This window comes from Kitasatospora sp. NPDC089509 (genome assembly GCF_044749365.1).
Lineage (GTDB): Bacteria > Actinomycetota > Actinomycetes > Streptomycetales > Streptomycetaceae > Kitasatospora.
In genome coordinates, this window is record NZ_JBIVHS010000002.1 from 129,254 (window position 1) to 149,721 (window position 20,468).

The following is a 20,468-nucleotide window of genomic DNA, read 5'->3' on the forward strand; positions in this document are numbered from 1 at the left end:
AGGATGTCCGGGAACCGCGTACTGACCGACCACCTCCTCGCGTAGCGTGTGCCGTCCACCGCGGGGAGTCGCGGTGCACCAAGGGGAGGGATCGGATGAACTCACTGGTGTCAAAGGCTCGTTGGTTAGGCGCCCTGGTCACGGCGGGGGCCCTGCTGATCGCCGGGGCCGGCACCGCCGCCGCGCGGACGGCGGACGGGGACGACGGTCCGGTGGCCGGTGTCCCGCAGACCGTCGCGCTGCACTCGAACCCGGTCTCGGTGGCGGTCAGTCCGGACGGGCGCAAGGCGTACGTCTCGGTCAAGGACAAGCAGGTGGACGGCGGTGCCAAGCTGCGGGTGGTCGACACCCGGAGCGGGGCGGTCACCGCCGATCTGACGTTGAGCTCCAGGTTCGACGCCTCGGGCGGGCCGGTGGCCATCAGCCCGGACGGCACCCGGGTCTACGTGCTGTACGCGAGTGTCCAGAAGTCGCCACCGAACATGCTGGGCGTCATCGACACGGCCACCGACACCGTGATCGCCACCGTGCCCACCCCGGTCCAGCCCGGCTCGGCGGGCAGCTACCAAGGGGCCCTCGGCTCCCTGGCGGTCACGGGGGACGGTTCACGGGTCTACGTCAGCCAGGGCGGGCCCGAGCCGCCCAACCGTCCGGTCCTGGAGGGCGCCCGCGTCCTGCGGTTCGACACGGGTCAGCTGGCGTACACCGCCACCGTGCCGGTGCCCGGCCGCTACACGGGGTCGGTCGTCGTGCGGTCGGACGGCGAGGACGCGTACGTCAGCACCGACGCGGGCGTGGTCCACCTGGACACCAGCGCGGCCACCCCGGCCGTGGTGGCCACCGTGGCCGTCGGCGGCAGCTTCAACCACCTGGCGCTGTCCGCCGACGAGAGCCGGCTGTACGGCGTGACCGCCACCGGCAGGGGCTACGCCGTGGACCTCGCCGGCGACACCGTCAGCGCGACCATGGACATCGCCCCCGGGCAGTTCCTGCGGGGCCCGTCGGTGAGTGCGGACGGTACCCGGCTGTACGTGGTCGGGACGGACTCGATCTTCTCGATCGACACCTCGACCAACACCGTCGCCCCCGGCGAGGGTGTCAAGGGCCTCAGCGCCCTGTCGGACCTGGCGATCGGTCCGGACGGCCACACCTTCTACGCCACCGCCGACGGCGGCCTGCGGATCATCAGGTTCTGAACGACCGGTTCCCGCCCCCGTCGTGGGCGCGGGAACCGGTCCGTGCCGCAGGGAATTCGGATGACGGCCGGGAAGCGGTCCGGAACACTGACCCCGACCACCCACCGGCCGAAGGGGTTGAGGACCGTGACCGGCGAGAGCCCGCTCCTGCGGATCGTTGCGATCGTGGACTGGTACGACGGCGCCCGTGAGGGCGTCGCCCAGCTGGCGACCAGCTGGGGCGACTGGTGGTATTTCCGTACGCTGGCCACGCACTACGACCCGGAGAGCGTCGACCACTGCCTCTACGCCTTCACGGCGTTCCCGGCGGAGGCCGTGCCGGTCCTGGAGGAGGAGTTCGGGGACGCCGGACGCCCACCGATCATGTGGCCCGATGCACCGGGGGAGGTCACCGCGCAGACCTTCGCAGTGGTCGAGGCCGCGGCCGCCGACCCCGCCGTCCCGTCCCTGCTCGGGCGGGTTACCGGCCGGGACCGGCGGTGCGAACTCTGGGACGTCTACCGCCCGTTCGGCTTCACCGGGTCGGTGTGGCGATGACCCCGGGGGACGAGGAGGAGGCTACGACGCACGTCGCCGGGCAGCCGGCCGAGCTGGACGCGATCCACGAGCGGTGGATCGCCCGCCGTCACCGCGGGGGGCCGGACGACGACGAGTGGTACGCCGAGCAGTGCGGCTTCTGCCGCCACTGGTTCCCGCTGGCCGGCACCATCGGCCTGGACTACGGCGCCTGCGCGAACGGGGCGTCGGCGTTCGACGGGACGGTGCGGTTCGAGCACGACGGCTGTGAGCGGTTCGAGCATGCGGGCCGCTGGTCCGTCCCGTCGGACTTCTGACGACGGTGATCCCGCCGGGCCTCAGAGGGCCGGGACCATCGGGAGGCCGAACATGCCGGGGTTGTTGCGGATCCGCTCCCGCAGGTCGACGCGGTCCGCGCCCGGCTGCTCCGTCCAGGCGTGGACCGGTTCGGCGAGGTCGGGGTTGACGAAGTACATCAGTGCGGTGCGCTCGGGCAGGCGCAGGTTGCGGACCTGGTGGTAGAGGGCGGGGATGCGGCCGCCGGTGAGGTCGGTGAGGACCGAGCCGGGCATCAGGATGACCTCGTCGGGGCCGGTGACGACCGGGCGGGGGTCGCCGTCGAGGAACAGCTCCAGCCCGGGGGCGGTCGCGTGGATGACGGTGACCATGTGACCGTCCTCGTGCTTGTCCTGGAGCAGGTCGCGGTCGGAGCCGGTGGCGGCGTAGTTGTTGAGCTGGAGGTAGGAGGCGGTCTCGAAGGTCGGGGCCTTCTGACCGCCGAGCCGGGCGGCCACCTCGCCGACGGTGTCGGCGACCAGGCCCGCCAGGTGGCCGCGCCAGGCGAGCATGGCGTCGGTGAGGTCCGGGATCTCGGCCGCGTTCGGGATCAGGTCGAGGCGGTCGTGCCAGAGGGTGAAGCAGTCGTTGAGGTCGGGGCGGTCGGCGCTGATCGAGAACTCCCGGCCGAGCGGGCGGTAGCCGAAGTTGAAGTCCGCGGTGGCGTACCGGGACTTCTCCTCCACCGTGCGCCCGAAGAACACCCGGCTCTCGCCGAGCACCCGGTGCAGGAGTCGCTCCTCGCCGTCCCGGAGCGTGATCCGGGCGTAGCCGTCACGCAGCAGGTCGCCGGCGGCCTGGACGGCAGCGGTGTGGATGGCAGCGGTGTGCATGATGCGTCTCTCCTCCGTACCTGGGCCCCCGAGCGGGTGCCGGGTCGACGGTACGCGGAGAAGATGCCGGGATTTTGAACTGTTGGCGCAACGCATATACCGGGATTGCGGCGCGATACGCATCGTTGACGCGCGCCGCGACGGGCGGCCGGAACGCCCGGCGGAACGGCTGGCGGAACGGACGGTTCAGGACCGTACGGCGAAGGCCCAGCGGTGCCCGGCGAGGGCGTCGTCCGGTACGGGGAGCGGGCCGCGGCCGTAGTGGCGGGTGAACTCGAAGGGCGTGTGGAGGGTGGTGGACCAGCCGCGCGCGGTGAGGTCGGCGGGGCTGTCGGGGCGGGGTCCGGGGTCGGGGCACGCCGTCGGGCCGAGGCCGGTCGGGTCGGGGGTGGCCCCGCCGCCCGGCCGGGTCTCGTAGGCGAGCGTGGAGCCGGGGGCGCTGAGCCGGTCGACGACGGCGAGGACGGCGCTTTCGGCCGCGCCGGGCAGCCGCAGCAGCAGGCCTTCGGCGAGCCAGGCGGTCGGCCGGTCGGGGCGGAACCCGGCGTCGGTCAGCGGCTGGGCCCAGTCGGCGCGCGGGTCCGTTCCGACGGCGCGCAGGTCGGTGCCGACGGTGCGGCGCCGGGCCGTCGGCCGGGCGTCGGTCCCGTCCAGGACGCGCTGTTTGAACGTCAGGAGTTCGGGCCGGTCGAGCTCGTAGACGGTGCAGTCGTCCGGCAGGTCCAGCCGGTACCCCCGGGTGTCCAGGCCGGCGCCGAGCAGCACGATTTGCCGGGCGCCGAGTTGGGCGGCCCGCAGCAGCTGGTCGTCGAAGGCCCGGGTCTGCAGGGCGAAGTAGCGGGCGAGTCGCCCCCACAGCGGGTCGGCCTCGCCGTCGGGGACGTCCCGGGGGTGGCGTGGCCAGGGTGCGGCGGCGGGGGCGGCGCGGACCAGCTGCTCGGCGTACGGGTCCCGGGTGAGGGCGTCGGGGCGGTGGGTCTCCAGCGCCCGGGCGGCGGCGACCAGCAGGGCGGCGGGTTCCACGCCAGCGGCCGCGCCGGGTGTGCCGGACACACCGGGGTTCTGGGTCAGTTCGACGGTCAGTTCGACGGTCATGCGCGCTCCTGGTGGTCGGGGACGGGATGTCCGGGCGGCCGGGTCCAGACGGCCGGCTGGTCGTGGGTGGTGACGCGGGCGCCGTAGACCCGCCGCATGAAGCCGAGGACCGCCTCGTCCGGCAGGTGCACTGCGGCGGTGCAGTCGGCGAGCACCGTGATGTGGAAGCCCTTCTGGAAGCCGGTGCGCGCGGTGCTGTCCACGCACACGTCGGCGAACACGCCCGCCATGGCCAGGTGGTGGACGCCGCCGTCGACCAGGTGCTGTTCGAAGCCCTCGCTCAGGAAGGCGTCGAAGCAGGCGTACTTGGTGAACACCGCCTCGCCGGCCTTCGGGGTCACGGCGTGGAACTCGGCGCCCCAGCTGCCGGTGGGGCACTTGGGGCGCTTGCGGAGGGTGGCGTCCCGGTGTCGCCAACTCGCGCCCTGGTGGGCCGGATCGCCGAGGAAGCGGACGAACACCACTTCGGTGCCGTGTGCCCGGGCGGTGTCGACGGCGCGGGCGGTGGCCGCGGCGACGGTGGCGAGCCGGGTCGGGTCGGCGGGGTAGCGGGCGGCGGCCACCGGTCCGGCGCAGAAGTCGTTCTGCAGGTCGACGACGACCAGCGCCGTGCGGCCGTCAACCGGCGGGGTGTCGCCGTCGAGGGGCGTGGCGGAGGCGTCCACCGGCGTGGTAGGGCCGTCGACCGGTGCCGCGCGGCGGTCGGACGCGGTCACGTGGCCGGCCCCGGCCGAGCGGTCACGGGCCGGGCGCCCGACCGCCGGTCGACGGCGGGCGCGGCGAGGGGCCCGGTGAGGGGTGAGGTGAGGGGTACGACGATGCGTTCGGCGAAAGCGAAAGTGGCCACGGTGCGGCGTCTCCTCGGAAGGGTGCGGTGGGGACCGGGCGGTCCGTGCCCGATCGGTCCCCACTATCGACCCAGGACGCCGGGACGGGCGGGACATGATCGTCGTGTTCACCCGATGAGGTGAACTCGGTCCGTCGGCGCCGAAGTTGGCGGGAGGCGTCAACTCGCCACGGTGGGCTGCCAGTCGGCGGGCCCGGAGGGCGGGAGGTGCCCGGGCAGCCCGGAGGTCCAGCGCTTCGACCCGTCCGGCAGTACGGCGAGCGCCTCCACCCCGGGCCGCCGGGCCACCCAGGCGAGCGCGCGGTCCGGGCCCATCGCGAAGGCGGCGGTCGCCCAGGCGTCGGTGCGGGCGATGCCGGTGCCCGGGGTGGCGACCAGGGTGAGCGAGGCGAGGCCGTGCGCGGTCCGGCCGGTGTGCGGGTCGAGGATGTGGGCGCCGCGCTCGGCGGTGCCGGAGGTGGCCACCGCGAGTCCGTACCCGGCCAGTACGGCGGAGAGCCGGTCCGGCTGTCCGGGGTGGGCGATGCCGATCCGCCAGGGTCCGCCGGCGGTCTGCACGTCGCCGCCGCCGTTGACGCAGAACTGCCGGGCGCCGGCGGCGTGCAGCAGCCGGGCCGCCTCCTGGACGGCCCAGCCCTTGACCCAGCCGCTGGGGTCGAGCCGGCCGCCGGGGCGCTCGGTGAAGTAGCCGTCCGTCTCGGCGGCGACCTGGCGGCAGGCGTCGAGCACCGTACGGACCTCGGGATCGCAGTCGGCGAGGGCGAGTTCGCCCCGGTCGAGCCGGCTGATCTCGCTGTCCGGCCGGTAGGTGGAGAACACCGCGTCGATCCGGTGCAGCCGTTCGGCGATCCGGCGCAGCGCCGCGGGGGTGTCCGGTCCTGGGTCGCGGACCGCGATCGAGAAGACGGTGCCCATCACGGGCTCGGCGTGGCGCAGCACGGCCCGGCTCAGCCCTTCGCCCGGTCGAGGGCGCTCTGCAGCGAGCGGATGTAGCCGTCGCTGGTGTAGGTGGCGCCGCTGACGGCGTCGATCTGGGCGTTCTGCGCGGAGATCGCCTCCTGGTTGAGGGCCGGCAGGGCGTCGGCGTTGATCTCGCGGTCCCGGCGGTCCTGGGTGGGGTACTTGACCACGTCGACGGCGGTGAGCCGGCTTCCGGCGAGGGTGACCTGCACCTGCACCGGGCCGTACCGGGTGTTCACGGTGTCCCCGCTGATCTTGCGGGTGGCCCCGCCCGCAGTGGATCCCGCAGTGGATCCCGCGCTGGACCCGGCGGCAGCGCCGGGGGAGGCGGACCCGGACGGCGCGGGAGTGGTGTCGGAAGCACCGGCCGCACCGGCCCCGGAGCCCGCCCCCGCCCCCGAACTGATCACCGGCGCGGACCCGGTCGCCTGGTGCGGTTTCAGGGAGAGCAGCAGCACCACCCCGGCAGCGGTGGCGGCACTGGTGACGACGGCTCGACGCATGGCGGGGCAACTCCTCCGGTACGGGGGACAGGGGAAAACGGGACGGAAGCGACGGACTCAGAAGGTGAAGGACTCGTGGTGGATGCGCCCCGGCCGCACCCCGGCCGCCCGCAGCGCGCGCACCGCCTCCTCGGTCACCGCCTCCGGCCCGCACAGGTACACCTCGTGCTCCGCCAGGCCCGGTACCAGCCGGGCGAGCGCCGCGCCGAGGTCCCCGACCCGCTCCCGCGGGCCGAGCAGCTCGTGCACCGCCGCGCCGCGCCGCCGGGCGATGTCCGCCAGCTCCGCCCGGAACAGCACGTCCTCCGCGCGCCGGGCCCGCTGCACCAGGGTGACGTCGCCCGGTAGGGTCTCGAACAGCGCCCGCAGCGGGGTGATCCCCACCCCGACCCCGAGCAGCAGCACCCGGCGCTGCCGTTGCTGCCGTCCGGTGAACGCCCCGTACGGCCCCTCGGCCCGCACCCTGGTGCCCGGCCGCAGTCCGGCCACGGCCGCGCTGTGGCCGCCGAGCTCCTTGACGGTGAACCGGAGGAAGTCCGGGCGCGGCGGGGCGGACAGCGAGTACGGGTTGGCGGCCCAGCGCAGCCCGGGGGCCTGGAACTGGAGGCGGAAGAACTGGCCTGGCTCGGCGTGCAGTTCGTCCAGCCGTCGGCCGGACAGGAACAGCGACACCACGCCCGGGCCCTCCGGCCGGACCTCGGCGACCCGCAGCCGGTGCCGCCGGTCGAGCAGCCAGGGCCGCAGCAGCCGGAACCAGCCGATCAGCGCGGCCGTGCCGAAGTAGAGCGCGTACCAGCCGGCCCGGCCCGGGCCGCCGCCGAGGTCGGCGCCGGTGGTCAGCTGGTGACCGAAGGCGAGGGCCACCGCGAGGTAGGTGGCCAGGTGCAGGTAGTACCAGGTCTCGTGGGAGAGCCGGCGGCGGGCGGCCCGGGCGGAGACCAGTCCGGTGCCGAGCATCAGCAGGGTGCCCGCGGCGCCCTTGAGCATGTCGGGGTAGTGGAAGACGATCTCCACGCCCTCACCGACGAGTCCGCGTCCGTCGGTGAGCGCGTAGCCCCAGATCACGGTCAGCAGGTGCACCGTGACCAGGGCGACCAGCCAGCGGCCGCCGTAGGCGTGCCAGCGGGCCAGCCGGTCGGCGCCGACCCCGCGCTCCACCGGCGGCAGCCGGGCCATCAGCAGGAGCAGGACCGGCGCGGCGTACCCGGCGAGCAGGCCGGTGATCCGTCCGGCGCCGGTCAGCCAGCCGGCCGCGCCGACCACCGAGGCGGTGTCCGTCCACCACAGCCCGAGCACGCCGAGGGCGCCCGCGGCGATCAGGCCGAGGGCCGCGCCCGGCGGCAGTGCGAGCGGCGGGCGCAGCGCGGCCCGGTGGCGCGGGCCGGCCGACGCCGGCCGGGACTTCGGTACGGTGGCCGTGCTCATCGCGGATCCTCCTTCGCTCCCGGCGGCGGCACCGCCCCGCCGAGGCGGTCCACGATGGCACCGCAAGCTCTGAGTCACCTCTGAGGAAGCCCGCGAACGGTCCCCGTGAGGGCATCATCACCGCAGGTCAGCAGCGATGTACCGGCATGCGAACCAGGTTCGGCGATCTCACGGGTTTCTCATCGCGGCGGGCCACAATGAACGCCGTCTACCGCCCGGAACGATCACCGTCCGCCGCCGAACCGCAGGGAGCACCATGGACGACACCGCCGACCGCCGGGATCCGGGCCCGGACGACCGCCCGGACTGGCGGGTCCTGGTCGTCGACGACGAGCCGGACCTGGTCGAGGTGGTCTGCGGCGCCGTCCGCTACGAGGGCTGGCAGGCCTGCGGCGCGACCAGCGGCCTGGCGGCCGTCGAGGCGGCGGTGACCTGGCGCCCGCACGCCGTGGTGCTCGACATGATGCTGCCCGACCTGGACGGCCTGGAGGTGCTGCGCCGGGTCCACGCCGTCCGGCCCGAGGTGCGGGTGCTGTTCCTGACCGCCCGGGACGCCGTGGAGGAGCGGATCGCGGGCATCGCGGCGGGCGGCGACGACTACGTGACCAAGCCGTTCAGCCTGGCCGAGGTGGTGGTGCGGCTGCGCGGGCTGCTGCGCCGCGCCGCCCCGCCCGCCGCCCCGACCGGTCCGCCCGCGCACGCCCTGGTGCTCGGCGACCTCGTCCTGGACGACCGGGCCCGCGAGGTGACCCGGGACGGCGAGACCATCGAGCTCAGCCCGACCGAGTACGCGCTGCTCGCCCACCTGATGCGCCACCCCCGGCAGGTGCTCAGCAAGGCGCAGATCCTGGAGGCGGTCTGGTCGTACGACTTCGGCGGGCAGGCCCACATCGTGGAGCTGTACATCAGCTACCTGCGCAAGAAGCTGGACGCCGGCCGCAGCCCGATGATCCACACCGTCCGCGGCGCGGGCTACCTGATCAAGGCCGGGCAGTGAGGCGTACGGTCGGGCTCCTCCGGAAGCTCCTGCCCCGCACCCTGCGCGCCCGGCTGATCGCCGGTCTGCTGGTGCTGCTGGTGGTCACCTGCGCCGCCGTCGGCCTCGCCACCGCCGCCGCCCTGCGCCACTTCCTGGTCGACCGGCTCGACCAGCAGCTCGCCGAGGCCGGCGGCCGCTACGCCGCCAGCCTGGAGCACGCCGGCTCCGGCGCCGGCCCGGACACCCGGGCCCAGACCCCGGGCACCGTCGGCGTGCGGCTGCTGAACGGGCGGGTCACCGCCGCCGGGGTGGTGGACGGCGACGCCGACGACGTCAACAGCCCCGACGACGAGGACGACCGGGTCACCTTCGGGCCCGACCGCCAGCGCGTGCTGGCCGCTCTGCCGGTCGGCGGCCCGGCCCGCACCCTGGACCTGGGCGGCTCGCTGGGCCGCTACCGGGTCCGGGCGGTGGCCGGGATGGACGGCGACGTCCTGGTCAGCGGGCTGCCGCTGCACCCGGCCGAGGACACCGTCGGCCGGCTGGAGACGCTCGAACTGACCGTCTTCGCGATCGCGGTCACCGCGGCCGGTGCCGCCGGGGCGGTCTGGGTCGGCTGGTCGCTGCGCCCGCTGCGCCGGGTGGTGGGGACGGCCGAGCGGGTGAGCGCGCTGCCGCTCGCCAGCGGCGAGGTGCTGCTCGCCGAGCGGGTGCCGGACGACGATCCGCGCACCGAGGTCGGCCGGGTCGGCGCCGCGCTCAACCGGATGCTCGGTCACGTCGGGGACGCCCTGGCCCGTCGGCACGCGGTGGAGGAACGGCTGCGCGGTTTCGCCGCCGACGCCAGCCACGAGCTGCGCACCCCGGTGGCGGCCGTGCGCGGCCACGCCGAACTGGCGCTGCGGCACCCGGGGGAGGTGCCCGCCGAGGTGCGGCACTCGCTGGAGCGGATCGACGCCGAGACGCTGCGGATGGGCACGATCGTCGAGGACCTGCTGCTGCTGGCCCGGCTGGACGCCGGCCGCCCGCTGGCCGAGCAGGAGGTGGACCTCACCCGGATCGCGCTCAACGCGGTGGCCGACGCCCGGGCGGCCGGTCCCGAGCACCGCTGGCGCCTGGTGCTGCCCGAGGAACCGGTGCTGGTGCCGGGGGACGAGCACCGGCTGAGCCAGGTGACGGCCAACCTGCTGGCCAACGCCCGGAGTCACACCCCGGCCGGTACGGCGGTCGAGCTGCGCCTCGAACCCGCCGGTGATCGGGTGGAGTTGAGCGTCGTCGACGAGGGGCCCGGGATCCCGCCGGAGTTGCTGGAGCGGGTCTTCGAGCGCTTCGTCCGCGGCGACCGGGCCCGCTCCCGCGCCACCGGCTCGACCGGGCTCGGGCTGGCCATCGTCCGGGCCGTGGTCCAGGCGCACGGCGGCACCGTCGAGGCGTCGAGCCGACCCGGCCGGACGGTCTTCACGGTGCGTCTGCCGCTGCACCGCCCCGCGCCGGGGACTGCGTCGGGGCCTGTGCCGGGGACTGCGTCGGAGCCGCTGCCGGGCGTGCGCCCGTGACCGTGCGGAAGCGCTGCCGGTAGTCCGTGGGCGTGGTGTCCAGCCGGCGCCGGAACGCCCGCACCAGGGTGTCGGTGGTGCCGAACCCGCAGGCGGCGGCGATGCGTTCGAGGGTGTCGTCGCCCGACTCCAGCCGGTGGCGGGCGAGTTCGACCCGGGCCGACTCGACGTAGGCGCTCGGCGTGGTGCCCAGCTCGGTCTTGAAGATCCGCACCAACTGCCGTTCGCTGACGTGCGCGTGGGCGGCCAGCTCCGGCACGGTGAGCCGGCCGGAGAGGTTGCGCAGGATGTGGTGGCGCAGCTCCTCGATCCGCCGGGTGGTCGAGACGGGTTCCAGCGGGACGCTGAACTGGCTCTGGCCGCTGGGTCGTTTGAGGTACATCACCAGCTGTCGGGCGACCCGCAGGGCGAGTTCCTCGCCGAAGTCCTCGGCGACCAGGGCGAGTGAGAGGTCCAGGCAGGCGCTGATGCCGGCCCCGGTCCAGACCTCGCCCGCGCGGATGAAGATCGGGTCGGCGTCGACCTCGATCTCCGGGTACTCGGCGGCGAGTTGGCCCGCCGTCGACCAGTGGGTGGTGGCCCGCTTGCCGTCCAGCAGTCCGGCGGCCGCCAGCAGGTGGGCGCCCACGCAGACCGAGGCGACCCGGCGGGCCCGGGCGGCCAGCGTGCGGACGTGCCCGACCACGACCGGGTCGGTCACCGCCCGGACCCGCCCGCCGCCGTCCGGCTCCACGGCCCCCGGGACCAGCAGGGTGTCGATGCCGCCCGCGGCGGCGGCCTGTTCGAAGGTGAGGTCGGGCAGGATCCGCACGCCGGCGGCGGTGGTGACCGGATCGGTGGTCCCGGCGGCCAGCACCACCCGGTAGCCGGTCGCGTCGTCGCCGCTCTCCCGCCGGACCAGCGAGAACACCTCCGGCGGTCCGGTGACGTCCAGCAGGTCGACGCCCTCGAACAGGACGATGACGATCAGCCGCTGTGCGGTCGCCATGAGTACGGTCCCTCCCCGGAGGCCGAAGGCCCGGCGCCTGATGCCTGATGCCTGATGCCTGATGCCCGGCGCCTGCTGCCTGATGCCTGATGCCTGATGTCGGATTCTGCATGTTAGGCGACATTGCCGCCGTACGGAGCCCGCCCGTAGCGTTGCCGGAGGCGGGCCGCACCAGGCGTGACCTGCCCCGATCCCCCGTTCCCCAGCCGACGAAGGCGGTTCCGCCATGCCCACCACCACCCTGCGCACCCTCAACGGCCTCGACGAGAAGCCCGCCGCGCTCGGCGCCGCGACCCTCATCCTGATCGACTACCAGAACACCTACACCCGCGACGTGATGGAGCTGACCGGCTGGCGCGAGGCCCTCGACGCGGCGGCCGCGCTCCTCGCCCGTGCCCGGGAGGCCGGCGCCACCGTCCTGCACGTCGTCAACGACGGCGGCGAGGGCACCCCGTACGACGTCCGCGCCGAGATCGGGCGGATCCACCCGGCGGTGGCCCCGGCCGACGGCGAGCGGGTCGTGGTCAAGCAGGCCCCGGACGCCTTCGTCGGCACCGACCTGGCCGCCCTGGTGGACGCGGCCGGGCACCAGGACGTGGTGGTGGCCGGCTTCATGACCCACATGTGCGTCGCCTTCACCACCGCCGGCGCCTTCCTGCGCGGCAACCGCCCGACCGTGGTCGCCGACGCCTGCGCGACCCGCCCGCTGCGCTCCGGCGACACCGAGCTCACCGCCGCCCAGATCCACCGCGGTGCGCTCGCCACCATCGGCGACCTCTACGGCGTGGTGGTGGAGACGGCGGCCGAACTCGGCTGAAGGGCCTGTGCGGGGTGCCCCGGTCCGTCACCCGGGGCACCCCGGCCGGGGTCGCCCGCCGGTCCTCCGAGTCTGCCGGGGACGCGCCCGTCGGGCGATGGATTCGGATCTCGCCGAACAGTCTTGCGGCCGGGGCGTCTCCGGGGCGACCATCACCTTCGTGCTGCGAATCTTCTTCGGAACGGACGACCTGGACCGGATCCGGGTCGCGGAGCGCCCGGACATGTCGATGGAGCTGTCCCTCAGCGTGCACGGCCTGGTCAGCGGCCGCTGCGATCCGCGCTTCCTGGAGTGGCGCAACCGGTTGCGGGCCTCCTGGAACCCGCGTACTGCGCTGCTCTTCGACCTCTACACCCCCACCGCGATCCCGGAGTTCCTGGCGGTCCGCCGCGATCCCGGCGCGACCGAGAGCGCGACCGCCGAGGCGCCCCCCGAGCCGCTCCGCGACCATCTGCGATCGGTGGGCGGGGTGCGGCAGTTGAGCGCCTTCGCGCGCGGCGTGGCGGCGGGCGACCAGCGGGCCAGGAAGCTGCTCGGCAATGTCACCGCGGACTACCAGACCCGCGCGATCGACCCGTACCGGCGGCAGATCGAGACCATCGTCACCACCGAGCACGGCCGCCGCCGCAGGATCACCGAACCGGACCAGGTGCTCGGCTCGCTGCACCCGGCGCTGTCCTGGCGCCGCCCGGTGCTCAGCTTCCCGCTGGCCGGCGGCTGCCGGCACGACATCCGGCTGGACGGCCGCGGACTGCTGCTCCAGCCCTGTGTGTTCGGCCCCCGCCGTCCCGTCATCGCCCGCTTCGAGGACCCCCGGCAGCAGCCCGTCCTCCTCTACCCGGCGAGGATCGGCGGCCCCTTGCAGCCCGAGGTCGAACCCACTCCCAGTCGCACCCTCACCGCGCTGCTCGGCCACACCCGGGCCGCCGCGCTGGAGGCCATCGCCGCCCACGGGCCCTGCTCCACCAAGGACCTGGCCGCCGTGCTGGACATCTCCACCGCCTCCGCGAGCGAACATGCCACCGTGCTGGCCGAGTCGGGCCTCACCAGCAAGGACCGGACCGGCCGCACCGTCACCCACCGCCCCACCCCGCTCGGCCGGGCCCTGCTGGCCGGCCGGGTGCCCGAGGCCGAGTAGGACGGCGGGCCGCCGCAGCGGCAGAATCGAACGCATTCACCCGAACGAGTGAGCGACCGGACCGTCCCACCCCCACCCCTCGCTAGCGTGACCGGCACGCATCGTGAACAGCCGCAGGGGTGGGGGAGCATGGAAGCCGATCGACGGTTGCTGGTCAGCGTGTTCGGGCCGCAGGAGGCCCGCGAGGCGGTGCTCGGCGGCGCCCGGATCATCGACAGCGAGGACCCGCGCAGCGCCCTCGGCACCATCAAGCCGCGCCGGATCATGGACATCGCGGACGCGGTGCTGGCCGCCCGCCGGGAGCTGCCGGTGCAGCTCAGCACCAACATCGGCGAGGACCAGCTGCTCTACCGCCGGGCCGAGAACGGCCTGGCCGTGGCCAAGTCGGCCTACGAGCAGGTCGGCAAGGCGGCCCAGGCCGCCCTGGGCGTCGCCCTCGCGATGGGCACCCGGGTGCACCCCTGCGGGATCGTCAAGGTCGGACTGGACGGCATGATGGCCGCCGAGGCCGGCGAGGTGCTGGGCGAGATCGTCGCCACCGTGCGGCGGGCCGACGGCCTCTCGGCGACCCGGGTGATGGCGGTGCTGTTCGCCCAGGACCTCGACCTGTGGGACGCCCGCAAGACCCTCCCGCAGGTCCGCCGCGCGCTGGTCGGCCTGGGCGAGTACTACCCCTGCGGCCCGGAGACCCCCGGCGCCTTCGACCTCGCCGAGCACGCGGCCGCCGCCGGCCTGCCGGACACCGCCCGCGGCACCTTCGTCGCCGTCAACGAGCCCTTCCCGCACGACCGTTACGGCCTCACCCGGGCCCGCCGGACCGACCGCACCGCGATCCGGGCCATGGTCGAGGCGAGCGCCGCGGCCGGCGCCGACGCGATCATGCTCGACACCAGCATCCTGCTCAAGGTCGCCCGGATCGGCCTGGTCTCCACGGCCGGCAGCACCGAACTGGTCGACCTCGACCGCCACGACACCGACGCCCACGGCCTGGCCCGGGCGGGCATCCTCACCCTCGACGAGATCCGGGCCTTCGTCGACCTCTGCCACGACCACGGCCTGGAGGCCAATCTGGCCGGTTCCCTGCAGAGCCACCAGGCCCAGCAGCTCTGGCGGCTGGTCCCCGCCCTCGACCAGCTGTCCGCCCGCGGCGGCGTCAGCGCCCTCGCCCACGGCGGCGCCACCCGCCACGGCCGCACCGTCCGCAGCGCGCTCGTCCGCGGCCTCGTCCCGCCCGAGCAGCGCGGCCACCTCCTGGTCCCGCCCCCGATGGCCGGCACCGAGGACCTCGCCACCCTGCTGAAGCGGCACCCCGACCTCCCCGCCTACCTCACCACCCCGCACGGCGACCTGACCCCGCTCGGCTGACCCGGTGCGCCCGGGCGCGTCCAGGTCAGGGCGCGGTGCGGGGCTGGCGGGGGAGCGGGAGGGTGAGGGCCTCGGGGGAGGCGGCCGGGAGGGCGAGGGCGGAGGCGGCCTCGGCGGGGAGGGGGTGGAGGCCGAGCAGGGCGGTGGTCAGCCGGCTGGTGGCGCGGTGCCAGTCGGGGATGCGCTGGAGCATGGCGTGGCCGCTGCCGGCGACGGTGTAGCCGCAGACCCGGGCGCCGGCGGCACGGCTGCGGGCGGCGAAGGCGCGGGTGTCGGCGGGCAGCGTGACGGTGTCGCGGTCGCCGTGCAGGAACAGCACGTCGCGGCCGGCGAGGTGGTCGCAGGGGTCCTCGGCGGGGCACCAGGGGGCGAGGGCGACCAGTCCGGTCACCGTGGGGTGGCCGCCGGCCCGGAGGGCGGCGCGGCCGCCCATCGAGTGGCCGACCAGCACGGTGGGGACCGGGCCGAGGGTCTTGGTGAGTTCGTCGAGCGCGGCGAACGCGTCCTGGGCGGCGTCGGCCCGGTCGCCGTTCCAGCCGCGGTGGCGGTAGCGGACGGTGCCGATGGCGACGCCGGCGTCCGCGGTGTCCCGGGTGAGGGCGCGGAGGAAGCCGTGCATCCGCAGCAGCGGGAGGTTGAGACGGCGGGGCCGGGCGAGGTTGTGCTCCTCGCCGCCGTGCAGGACCAGGACGGCCGCCCGGGCCGCCGCGGGGCGCACCCGCCAGTGCAGCACCCTGTGGGTGCCAGTGCCAGTGCCAGTGCCAGTGCCAGTTCCGGCGTCGGCGCCCGTCCCGGCGCCCGTGCCCGTACCTGTACCCGTACCGCTTCCGCTCACCTTCGCACCCTCCGGTTCCGTCGCCGTGACCCCCGTTCCCCCCGCGGTCCGGACCGCTACTGTACGTGGACGGTCGGCCCGGGTCTTCACCCGACGGAACCATCCCGGACATTCGGGCGCGCGCGGTCCGGCCGGGGTGCTGCTATCCACGAAGGGTGGGGGGTCGCCGGCGCCGCTCGTGGCGCCGTGTCACCGAGTGGAGGACTCCGTGGCTCAGCAGCTCGCACTCTCCGTCGACTTCGGGTCGGGTTTCACCCAGGCCTGGGGCAAGATCGCCAAAGTCATCCCGCAGTTCATCGCCTTCCTGGCGATCCTGGTCATCGGTTGGATCGTGGCCAAGGCGATCGCCCGGCTCCTGGACCGCGTGCTGCGTCGGGTCGGCTCGGAGAAGGTCGCCGAGCGGGCCGGAATGGCCCGCTACCTGAGCGGCTCGAAATACGACATGACCGGCATCATCTGCAAGATCGTCTACTACGCGATCCTGCTGATGGCGCTCCAGCTGGCGTTCGGCGTCTTCGGCCCGAACCCGATCAGCGTGATGATCCACAGCATCGTGGCCTGGCTGCCCAGGGGCATCGTCGCGGTGGCGATCGTGGTGGTCGCGATGGCCATCGCCAACGGCGTGCGCGACATCGTCGGCAACGCGCTCTCCGGCGCCTCGTACGGCCGCACCGTGTCCACCCTGACCTGGGCGTTCATCGTCGGGCTCGGGGTGATCGCGGCGCTCGGCCAGGCCGGGATCGCGACCGCGATCACCGGTCCGGTGCTGATCGCCGCGCTGGCGACGATCACCGGTGTGCTGGTGGTCGGCGTCGGAGGCGGCCTGATCACGCCGATGCGGCAGCGCTGGGACCGCTGGCTGAACAACGCCGAGCAGGAGAGCGCCCGGCTGCGCGGCACCTCCTACCAGGCGGGCCGGTCCGACGCGCTGGGCAACCAGCCGGTCCGGCCGACCACCCAGACCGGCCCGGGCAACCCGCCGACCCCGGGGATCGAGGGCGACCGGCCGAGGTAGCCGCACCTGCAGCGGCGGCGGCCCCCACCGGGGCGGCCGCCGCTCAGACCGCGAGCAGGCCCTGCTCGCGCACCAGCCAGCAGATCGCGGTCAGCCGGGTCACGGCGTAGTCGTAGCCGACCGGCTCCCGCCAGCCGATCTCGGTGAGCGCGTCCAGGAAACCCAGCGCGTAGTCCGACAGTTCCTCACGGTCCAGGGGCCGGGGCGAAAGCTCCGGCCCCTGCGCGTACAGCAGCTCGCGCAGCATCGCCGCGTGCTGGTCGACGGCGGCGACGAAGCCGGGCTCGAAGGCGAACTCGGCCAGCCGGGGCGTGAAGGCGGCCACGATGCCGGGCAGCGGGCAGCCGGCCGGGCCGTCGGGGGAGCGCCGGAAGGACTCGTCGGGGGTCGCGAACATCCGTCCACGGTAGGCGAGCGGCCGGGCGGGCAGGCCGGGGCGTGACGCTTCCGTGCTGAGACCTTGGCCACCTTCGGAACGTTCCGTGGCATGGCCGGTTCCCTGCGTTCACGATCCGGTGCTCCGTACCAGAATGGGCGCCATGGATCTCCGCATCTTCACCGAGCCCCAGCAGGGCGCGAGCTACGACACCCTCCTGAAGGTCGCCCGCACCGCCGAGGAACTCGGCGTCTTCAGCGCGTTCTTCCGATCCGACCACTACCTGAAGATGGGCGACGTGGACGGCCTGCCCGGCCCCACCGACGCCTGGATCACCCTGGCCGGCCTCGCCCGCGACACCAGCACCATCCGCCTCGGCACCCTGATGACGGCCGCCACCTTCCGGCTGCCGGGCGTCACCGCGATCCAGGTCGCCCAGGTCGACGCGATGAGCGGCGGCCGGGTCGAGTTCGGCCTCGGCGCCGGCTGGTACGAGGCCGAGCACACCGCCTACGGCATCCCCTTCCCGAAGGAGAAGTTCGGGCGGCTGGAGGAGCAGCTGGAGATCATCACCGGGCTGTGGCGCACCAAGCTCGGCGACACCTTCTCCTTCACCGGCGAGCACTACACGCTCACCGACTCGCCCGCGCTGCCCAAGCCCGTCCAGGAGCGCATCCCGGTCCTGGTCGGCGGCCTGGGCCCGAAGCGCACCCCGGCGCTGGCCGCCCGCTTCGCCGACGAGTTCAACCTGCCGTTCGCCTCGGTGGACGACACCGCCGCCCAGTTCGGCCGGGTCCGGGCCGCCGTCGAGGGGGCCGGCCGCTCGGCCGACGAGCTGGTCTACTCCAACGCCCTGGTGGTCTGCGTCGGCCGGGACGACGCCGAGGTGGCCCGCCGGGCGGCCGTGATCGGCCGGGAGGTGGCCGAGCTGAAGGAGAACGGCCTGGCGGGCACCCCGGACGAGGTGGTGGAGAAGCTCGGCCGGTACGCGGCGGTCGGCAGCCGGCGGGTGTACCTCCAGGTGCTCGACCTGGCGGACCTGGACCACCTGGAGCTGATCGCCTCCCGGGTCGCCCCGCAGCTGGGCTGACCCCCGACCCGCACCGGCGATCGCGCCCGCACCGGCGATCGCGCCTGCTCTGACCAGGGGTCTTTACTTGCCCTTGGTAATACGCGATGCTCCTTGGGAGGGAACGGGAGCGGATGCGGCGGGCGGAGGGCCGGTGACGGGCGCACGAACACCACGGGCGGCGGTGCCACGGGTGCCGCCGCCCGGCCCTGCCGGGAGCCGCCCCGACCGCGCCGCCGGGGACGGCCGGGCGCTCACCGTCCGGACCGGCGTGCACGAGCTGCGCGGCCCCGGTCCGACTGCCCTGCACTACCCGGCCGGTGACCTGCTGGTCGTCACCGGACTGCCCGGCAGCGGCAAGAGCACCCTGATGCGCCGCTGCGTCCGGGCCCCGCTGGTCGACTCCCAGCTGGTCCGCGAGGAGTACGCGGCCCGGCTGCCCGGCCGCCTCCCGTATGCGCTGTACCGCCCGCTCGCCCGGCTCGTCCACTACCGGCGGCTGCGCCGGGCGGTGCTGGACGGCGGGCCGCTCGCGGTGCACGACTGCGGCACCCTGCCGGTGGTCCGGGCCTGGCTGGTGCGCGTCGCGGCCGGGCAGGGCCGCCGGGTGCACCTGCTGCTGCTCGACGCCGACCCGGCCGAGGCCCGCTCGGGGCAGCGGCGGCGCGGGCGGTGGGTGTCGCGCTACGCCTTCGCCCGGCACCGGGCCGCGGCCGCCCGGCTGCGCCGCCTCCTGCTGGGGGCGGAAGCGGGAGATGGGGCGGGAGCGGGGGCCGGGGCGCGGCCGCCGGCCGGCTGTGCGTCGGCCGTGGTACTCGACCGGGCCGCCGCGCGCGCCCTGCGGGAGATCGACTTCACCGCGTCGTAGTCTCGGGCGGGTCCGCGCCGGGCGCCGGTCGCCGGTGGGCGGGCCCGAGGGGCGGTCGACCCCTCGTCAGCACCCCCGATCCTCCCGTTTCCCCGTACAGGAGCGCCGATGCGCCGTACTGCCCGGGTGCGTTCGCGCGCCCCCCGCCTGTTCCCCTGCGCCGCCGCGCTGGTCGCCGCGGCCGGTCTGAGCCAGTTCGCCGCGCCCGCCCCGCACCGCGCGGTGGCGGCCGTCTGCGACGGAGCCGGTGCCCCGGCGGACGCCGCCGCGCGCAAGCCGGCCGGCAGCCCGGTGGCCGGGGACCCGAACGCGGTGAGCGCCGACCGGGCCCGGGCGATGCAGGCGGACCTGGACCACCGGCTCGCCGAGCTCGGCTCCGCCCACGTCCCGCTGGCCGCCACCCCCACCACCGTGCCGGTGTACGTCCACGTGATCCACGCCGGGGACGCGGGCCGGCTGGACGGCGGTGCGGTCGCCGCCCAGCTCGACCACCTCAACGCCACCTACGGCGGCCAGGGCGAGGGCAACGCCACCACCCCGTTCCACTTCGAGCTGGCCGGTACCGACTGGACCGACGACGCCGACTGGTACAACGGCATGATCCCCGGCTCCGCCGCCGAGCAGGCGATGAAGAGCGCGCTGCGCAAGGGCGACCAGGGCACCCTCAACCTGTACACCGTCCACCCCGGCCAGTCCCTGCTCGGCTGGTCGACCTTCCCCAACGCCTACCGCTCCGCCCCGGCCGACGACGGAGTGGTGGTCCTGGACGACTCGCTGCCCGGCGGCCCCGCCACCCACTACAACGAGGGCAACACCGCCACCCACGAGACCGGCCACTGGCTCGGCCTGTTCCACACCTTCCAGGGCGGCTGCCTGGGCCCGGGCGACTACGTGGACGACACCCCGCCCGAGCGCAGCCCCGCCTACGGCTGCCCCGAGGGCCGGCACAGCTGCCCGGGCGGCGGACTCGACCCGATCCACAACTTCATGGACTACAGCTACGACTCCTGCATGCACCAGTTCACCCCGGGGCAGGTCCAGCGGATGTCCAACTCCTGGGCGGCCTACCGCAGTTGACCCATCAGTGGAGCTCCGGCCCGCGCGGCCCGAGGTCGACACGCCCGGCCCGACCCCGAGTTGAACGCGGAACGCCGGGCGCGGCGTGGCAAACAGCGGTCATTTGTCCGATTCGCTCTAAGTTTGGCGGGTCGGGACCGAGCAGGAGCAAACCGAAGGAGACACCGCATGACCGCCAATCCCCAGATCGTCGTCGGCGTGGACGGCTCGCCCGCCTCGGAGCAGGCGCTGCGCTGGGCGATCGACTACGCCAAGGCCGTCGGCGGGACGGTCGCCGCCGTCGCCGCCTGGGAGTACCCCGCCTTCTACGGCTGGGGCGGCACGGCCGCCCCCTCCGAGGAGTCCTTCAACCCGGAGGAACTCGCCGGCCGGACCCTCTCCGAGACCGTCGCCAAGGTGGCCGGCGCCGACCCCGGCGTGCGGATCGTCGAGACCGTCATGCCGGGCAACGCGGCGGGCGCCCTGCTCCAGGCCGCCAAGGGCGCCGCGCTGCTGGTCGTCGGCAGCCGCGGCCTCGGCGGCTTCTCCGGCGTGCTGCTCGGTTCGGTCAGCCGCCACGTCACCGAGCACGCCCCCTGCCCGGTGGTCGTGGTCCGCGAGGGCCAGGTCAAGGGCGGCGACGAGGATGGGGACGGCGACGGGGACGGCGCCCAGTAGCCGCCGGGGGCGGTGCC

At 74.8% G+C, this 20,468-nt stretch carries 22 protein-coding genes; 13 read left to right on the forward strand and 9 right to left on the reverse strand.

Translation table 11 applies throughout. The features are described from left to right. The first annotated feature begins 95 nt into the window (after positions 1-95). The 3 genes from ACIP4P_RS04145 to ACIP4P_RS04155 all read left to right on the forward strand — a co-directional run bounded on the left by ACIP4P_RS04145 (position 96) and on the right by ACIP4P_RS04155 (position 2,029). On the forward strand, positions 96-1,196 hold the full coding sequence (locus ACIP4P_RS04145) for a hypothetical protein (RefSeq protein ID WP_400914556.1): 1,101 nt from the start codon (positions 96-98) through the stop codon (positions 1,194-1,196). A gap of 126 nt (positions 1,197-1,322) precedes the next feature. Then, positions 1,323-1,733, forward strand: a complete 411-nt coding sequence (locus ACIP4P_RS04150) for a hypothetical protein (RefSeq protein WP_400914558.1) — start codon at positions 1,323-1,325, stop codon at positions 1,731-1,733. Then, positions 1,730-2,029 carry a DUF3027 domain-containing protein gene (locus ACIP4P_RS04155; protein ID WP_400914561.1) on the forward strand — a complete coding sequence of 100 codons (300 nt, stop codon included), beginning with the start codon at positions 1,730-1,732 and terminating at the stop codon, positions 2,027-2,029. The genes ACIP4P_RS04150 and ACIP4P_RS04155 overlap by 4 nt, the downstream gene beginning before the upstream one ends. A 21-nt stretch (positions 2,030-2,050) precedes the next feature. Here ACIP4P_RS04155 and ACIP4P_RS04160 read toward each other — a convergent pair whose 3' ends face one another. The 6 genes from ACIP4P_RS04160 to ACIP4P_RS04185 all read right to left on the reverse strand — a co-directional run bounded on the left by ACIP4P_RS04160 (position 2,051) and on the right by ACIP4P_RS04185 (position 7,711). Continuing rightward, a complete protein-coding gene (locus ACIP4P_RS04160) occupies positions 2,051-2,881 on the reverse strand; it encodes a 2OG-Fe(II) oxygenase family protein (protein WP_400914564.1) in 831 nt (276 codons plus the stop codon). A 186-nt stretch (positions 2,882-3,067) separates the two neighbouring features. Next, positions 3,068-3,976, reverse strand: a complete 909-nt coding sequence (locus ACIP4P_RS04165) for an SAM-dependent methyltransferase (RefSeq protein ID WP_400914566.1) — start codon at positions 3,974-3,976, stop codon at positions 3,068-3,070. Continuing rightward, on the reverse strand, positions 3,973-4,581 hold the full coding sequence (locus ACIP4P_RS04170; protein WP_400915335.1) for a cysteine hydrolase family protein: 609 nt from the start codon (positions 4,579-4,581) through the stop codon (positions 3,973-3,975). Before ACIP4P_RS04170 ends, ACIP4P_RS04165 begins: the two co-directional genes overlap by 4 nt. 401 nt (positions 4,582-4,982) lie before the next feature. Further along, positions 4,983-5,738, reverse strand: coding sequence for an FAD:protein FMN transferase (locus tag ACIP4P_RS04175; protein ID WP_400915337.1), 756 nt, complete (start codon positions 5,736-5,738; stop codon positions 4,983-4,985). 32 nt (positions 5,739-5,770) lie between these two features. Next, entirely contained in the window at positions 5,771-6,286 is a 516-nt protein-coding gene (locus ACIP4P_RS04180) for an FMN-binding protein (protein WP_400914569.1), read from the reverse strand. 57 nt (positions 6,287-6,343) lie between these two features. After that, entirely contained in the window at positions 6,344-7,711 is a 1,368-nt protein-coding gene (locus ACIP4P_RS04185; RefSeq protein WP_400914571.1) for a ferric reductase-like transmembrane domain-containing protein, read from the reverse strand. Positions 7,712-7,967: 256 nt separating this feature from the next. Between ACIP4P_RS04185 and ACIP4P_RS04190 the strand changes: the two genes are divergently transcribed. Then, entirely contained in the window at positions 7,968-8,708 is a 741-nt protein-coding gene (locus ACIP4P_RS04190) for a response regulator transcription factor (protein WP_400914573.1), read from the forward strand. Continuing rightward, a complete protein-coding gene (locus tag ACIP4P_RS04195) occupies positions 8,705-10,246 on the forward strand; it encodes a sensor histidine kinase (RefSeq protein ID WP_400914575.1) in 1,542 nt (513 codons plus the stop codon). Before ACIP4P_RS04190 ends, ACIP4P_RS04195 begins: the two co-directional genes overlap by 4 nt. On the opposite strand, the gene ACIP4P_RS04200 is transcribed toward ACIP4P_RS04195, so the two are convergent. After that, complete coding sequence (locus ACIP4P_RS04200; protein ID WP_400914577.1) at positions 10,149-11,234, reverse strand: GlxA family transcriptional regulator; 1,086 nt, start codon at positions 11,232-11,234, stop codon at positions 10,149-10,151. The genes ACIP4P_RS04195 and ACIP4P_RS04200 overlap by 98 nt on opposite strands. Positions 11,235-11,460: 226 nt before the next feature. Between ACIP4P_RS04200 and ACIP4P_RS04205 the strand changes: the two genes are divergently transcribed. The 3 genes from ACIP4P_RS04205 to ACIP4P_RS04215 all read left to right on the forward strand — a co-directional run bounded on the left by ACIP4P_RS04205 (position 11,461) and on the right by ACIP4P_RS04215 (position 14,554). Beyond that, on the forward strand, positions 11,461-12,051 hold the full coding sequence (locus tag ACIP4P_RS04205) for an isochorismatase family protein (RefSeq protein WP_400914580.1): 591 nt from the start codon (positions 11,461-11,463) through the stop codon (positions 12,049-12,051). Between the two features lie 160 nt (positions 12,052-12,211). After that, positions 12,212-13,189 (forward strand): hypothetical protein, encoded by a 978-nt coding sequence (locus ACIP4P_RS04210; RefSeq protein WP_400914582.1) that lies wholly within the window; start codon positions 12,212-12,214, stop codon positions 13,187-13,189. Positions 13,190-13,318: 129 nt separating this feature from the next. Then, entirely contained in the window at positions 13,319-14,554 is a 1,236-nt protein-coding gene (locus ACIP4P_RS04215) for a (5-formylfuran-3-yl)methyl phosphate synthase (protein WP_400914584.1), read from the forward strand. A gap of 25 nt (positions 14,555-14,579) precedes the next feature. Here ACIP4P_RS04215 and ACIP4P_RS04220 read toward each other — a convergent pair whose 3' ends face one another. Further along, entirely contained in the window at positions 14,580-15,287 is a 708-nt protein-coding gene (locus ACIP4P_RS04220; protein ID WP_400914587.1) for an alpha/beta hydrolase, read from the reverse strand. 310 nt (positions 15,288-15,597) lie between these two features. On the opposite strand from ACIP4P_RS04220, the gene ACIP4P_RS04225 reads away from it, so the two are divergent. After that, on the forward strand, positions 15,598-16,404 hold the full coding sequence (locus ACIP4P_RS04225; protein WP_400914590.1) for a hypothetical protein: 807 nt from the start codon (positions 15,598-15,600) through the stop codon (positions 16,402-16,404). A gap of 43 nt (positions 16,405-16,447) precedes the next feature. Here the strand turns inward: ACIP4P_RS04225 and ACIP4P_RS04230 are convergent, their stop codons facing one another. After that, positions 16,448-16,801 (reverse strand): DUF6401 family natural product biosynthesis protein, encoded by a 354-nt coding sequence (locus tag ACIP4P_RS04230; protein ID WP_350516663.1) that lies wholly within the window; start codon positions 16,799-16,801, stop codon positions 16,448-16,450. 142 nt (positions 16,802-16,943) lie between these two features. Here ACIP4P_RS04230 and ACIP4P_RS04235 point away from each other — a divergent pair, with 142 nt between their 5' ends. From ACIP4P_RS04235 to ACIP4P_RS04250, 4 genes are all read left to right on the forward strand, one after another. Further along, complete coding sequence (locus tag ACIP4P_RS04235; RefSeq protein ID WP_400914593.1) at positions 16,944-17,870, forward strand: LLM class F420-dependent oxidoreductase; 927 nt, start codon at positions 16,944-16,946, stop codon at positions 17,868-17,870. Positions 17,871-18,003: 133 nt separating this feature from the next. Continuing rightward, positions 18,004-18,717 (forward strand): AAA family ATPase, encoded by a 714-nt coding sequence (locus ACIP4P_RS04240; protein ID WP_400914595.1) that lies wholly within the window; start codon positions 18,004-18,006, stop codon positions 18,715-18,717. Positions 18,718-18,825: 108 nt separating this feature from the next. After that, positions 18,826-19,794 carry a zinc metalloprotease gene (locus tag ACIP4P_RS04245; RefSeq protein ID WP_400914598.1) on the forward strand — a complete coding sequence of 323 codons (969 nt, stop codon included), beginning with the start codon at positions 18,826-18,828 and terminating at the stop codon, positions 19,792-19,794. Between the two features lie 168 nt (positions 19,795-19,962). Then, positions 19,963-20,451, forward strand: coding sequence for a universal stress protein (locus ACIP4P_RS04250; RefSeq protein WP_400914600.1), 489 nt, complete (start codon positions 19,963-19,965; stop codon positions 20,449-20,451). Positions 20,452-20,468 lie beyond the last annotated feature (17 nt).

Excerpts from the sequence above, each read along its gene's own strand:
- ACIP4P_RS04155 (WP_400914561.1), top strand. The coding sequence starts at position 1,730 with ATGACCCCGGGGGACGAGGAGGAGGCTACGACGCACGTCGCCGGGCAG.
- ACIP4P_RS04205 (WP_400914580.1), top strand. The coding sequence starts at position 11,461 with ATGCCCACCACCACCCTGCGCACCCTCAACGGCCTCGACGAGAAGCCC.
- ACIP4P_RS04245 (WP_400914598.1), top strand. The coding sequence starts at position 18,826 with ATGCGCCGTACTGCCCGGGTGCGTTCGCGCGCCCCCCGCCTGTTCCCC.
- ACIP4P_RS04165 (WP_400914566.1), bottom strand. The coding sequence starts at position 3,976 with ATGACCGTCGAACTGACCGTCGAACTGACCCAGAACCCCGGTGTGTCC.
- ACIP4P_RS04230 (WP_350516663.1), bottom strand. The coding sequence starts at position 16,801 with ATGTTCGCGACCCCCGACGAGTCCTTCCGGCGCTCCCCCGACGGCCCG.
- ACIP4P_RS04190 (WP_400914573.1), top strand. The coding sequence starts at position 7,968 with ATGGACGACACCGCCGACCGCCGGGATCCGGGCCCGGACGACCGCCCG.
- ACIP4P_RS04235 (WP_400914593.1), top strand. The coding sequence starts at position 16,944 with ATGGATCTCCGCATCTTCACCGAGCCCCAGCAGGGCGCGAGCTACGAC.
- ACIP4P_RS04180 (WP_400914569.1), bottom strand. The coding sequence starts at position 6,286 with ATGCGTCGAGCCGTCGTCACCAGTGCCGCCACCGCTGCCGGGGTGGTG.
- ACIP4P_RS04160 (WP_400914564.1), bottom strand. The coding sequence starts at position 2,881 with ATGCACACCGCTGCCATCCACACCGCTGCCGTCCAGGCCGCCGGCGAC.
- ACIP4P_RS04185 (WP_400914571.1), bottom strand. The coding sequence starts at position 7,711 with ATGAGCACGGCCACCGTACCGAAGTCCCGGCCGGCGTCGGCCGGCCCG.
- ACIP4P_RS04250 (WP_400914600.1), top strand. The coding sequence starts at position 19,963 with ATGACCGCCAATCCCCAGATCGTCGTCGGCGTGGACGGCTCGCCCGCC.
- ACIP4P_RS04175 (WP_400915337.1), bottom strand. The coding sequence starts at position 5,738 with ATGGGCACCGTCTTCTCGATCGCGGTCCGCGACCCAGGACCGGACACC.
- ACIP4P_RS04200 (WP_400914577.1), bottom strand. The coding sequence starts at position 11,234 with ATGGCGACCGCACAGCGGCTGATCGTCATCGTCCTGTTCGAGGGCGTC.
- ACIP4P_RS04145 (WP_400914556.1), top strand. The coding sequence starts at position 96 with ATGAACTCACTGGTGTCAAAGGCTCGTTGGTTAGGCGCCCTGGTCACG.
- ACIP4P_RS04215 (WP_400914584.1), top strand. The coding sequence starts at position 13,319 with ATGGAAGCCGATCGACGGTTGCTGGTCAGCGTGTTCGGGCCGCAGGAG.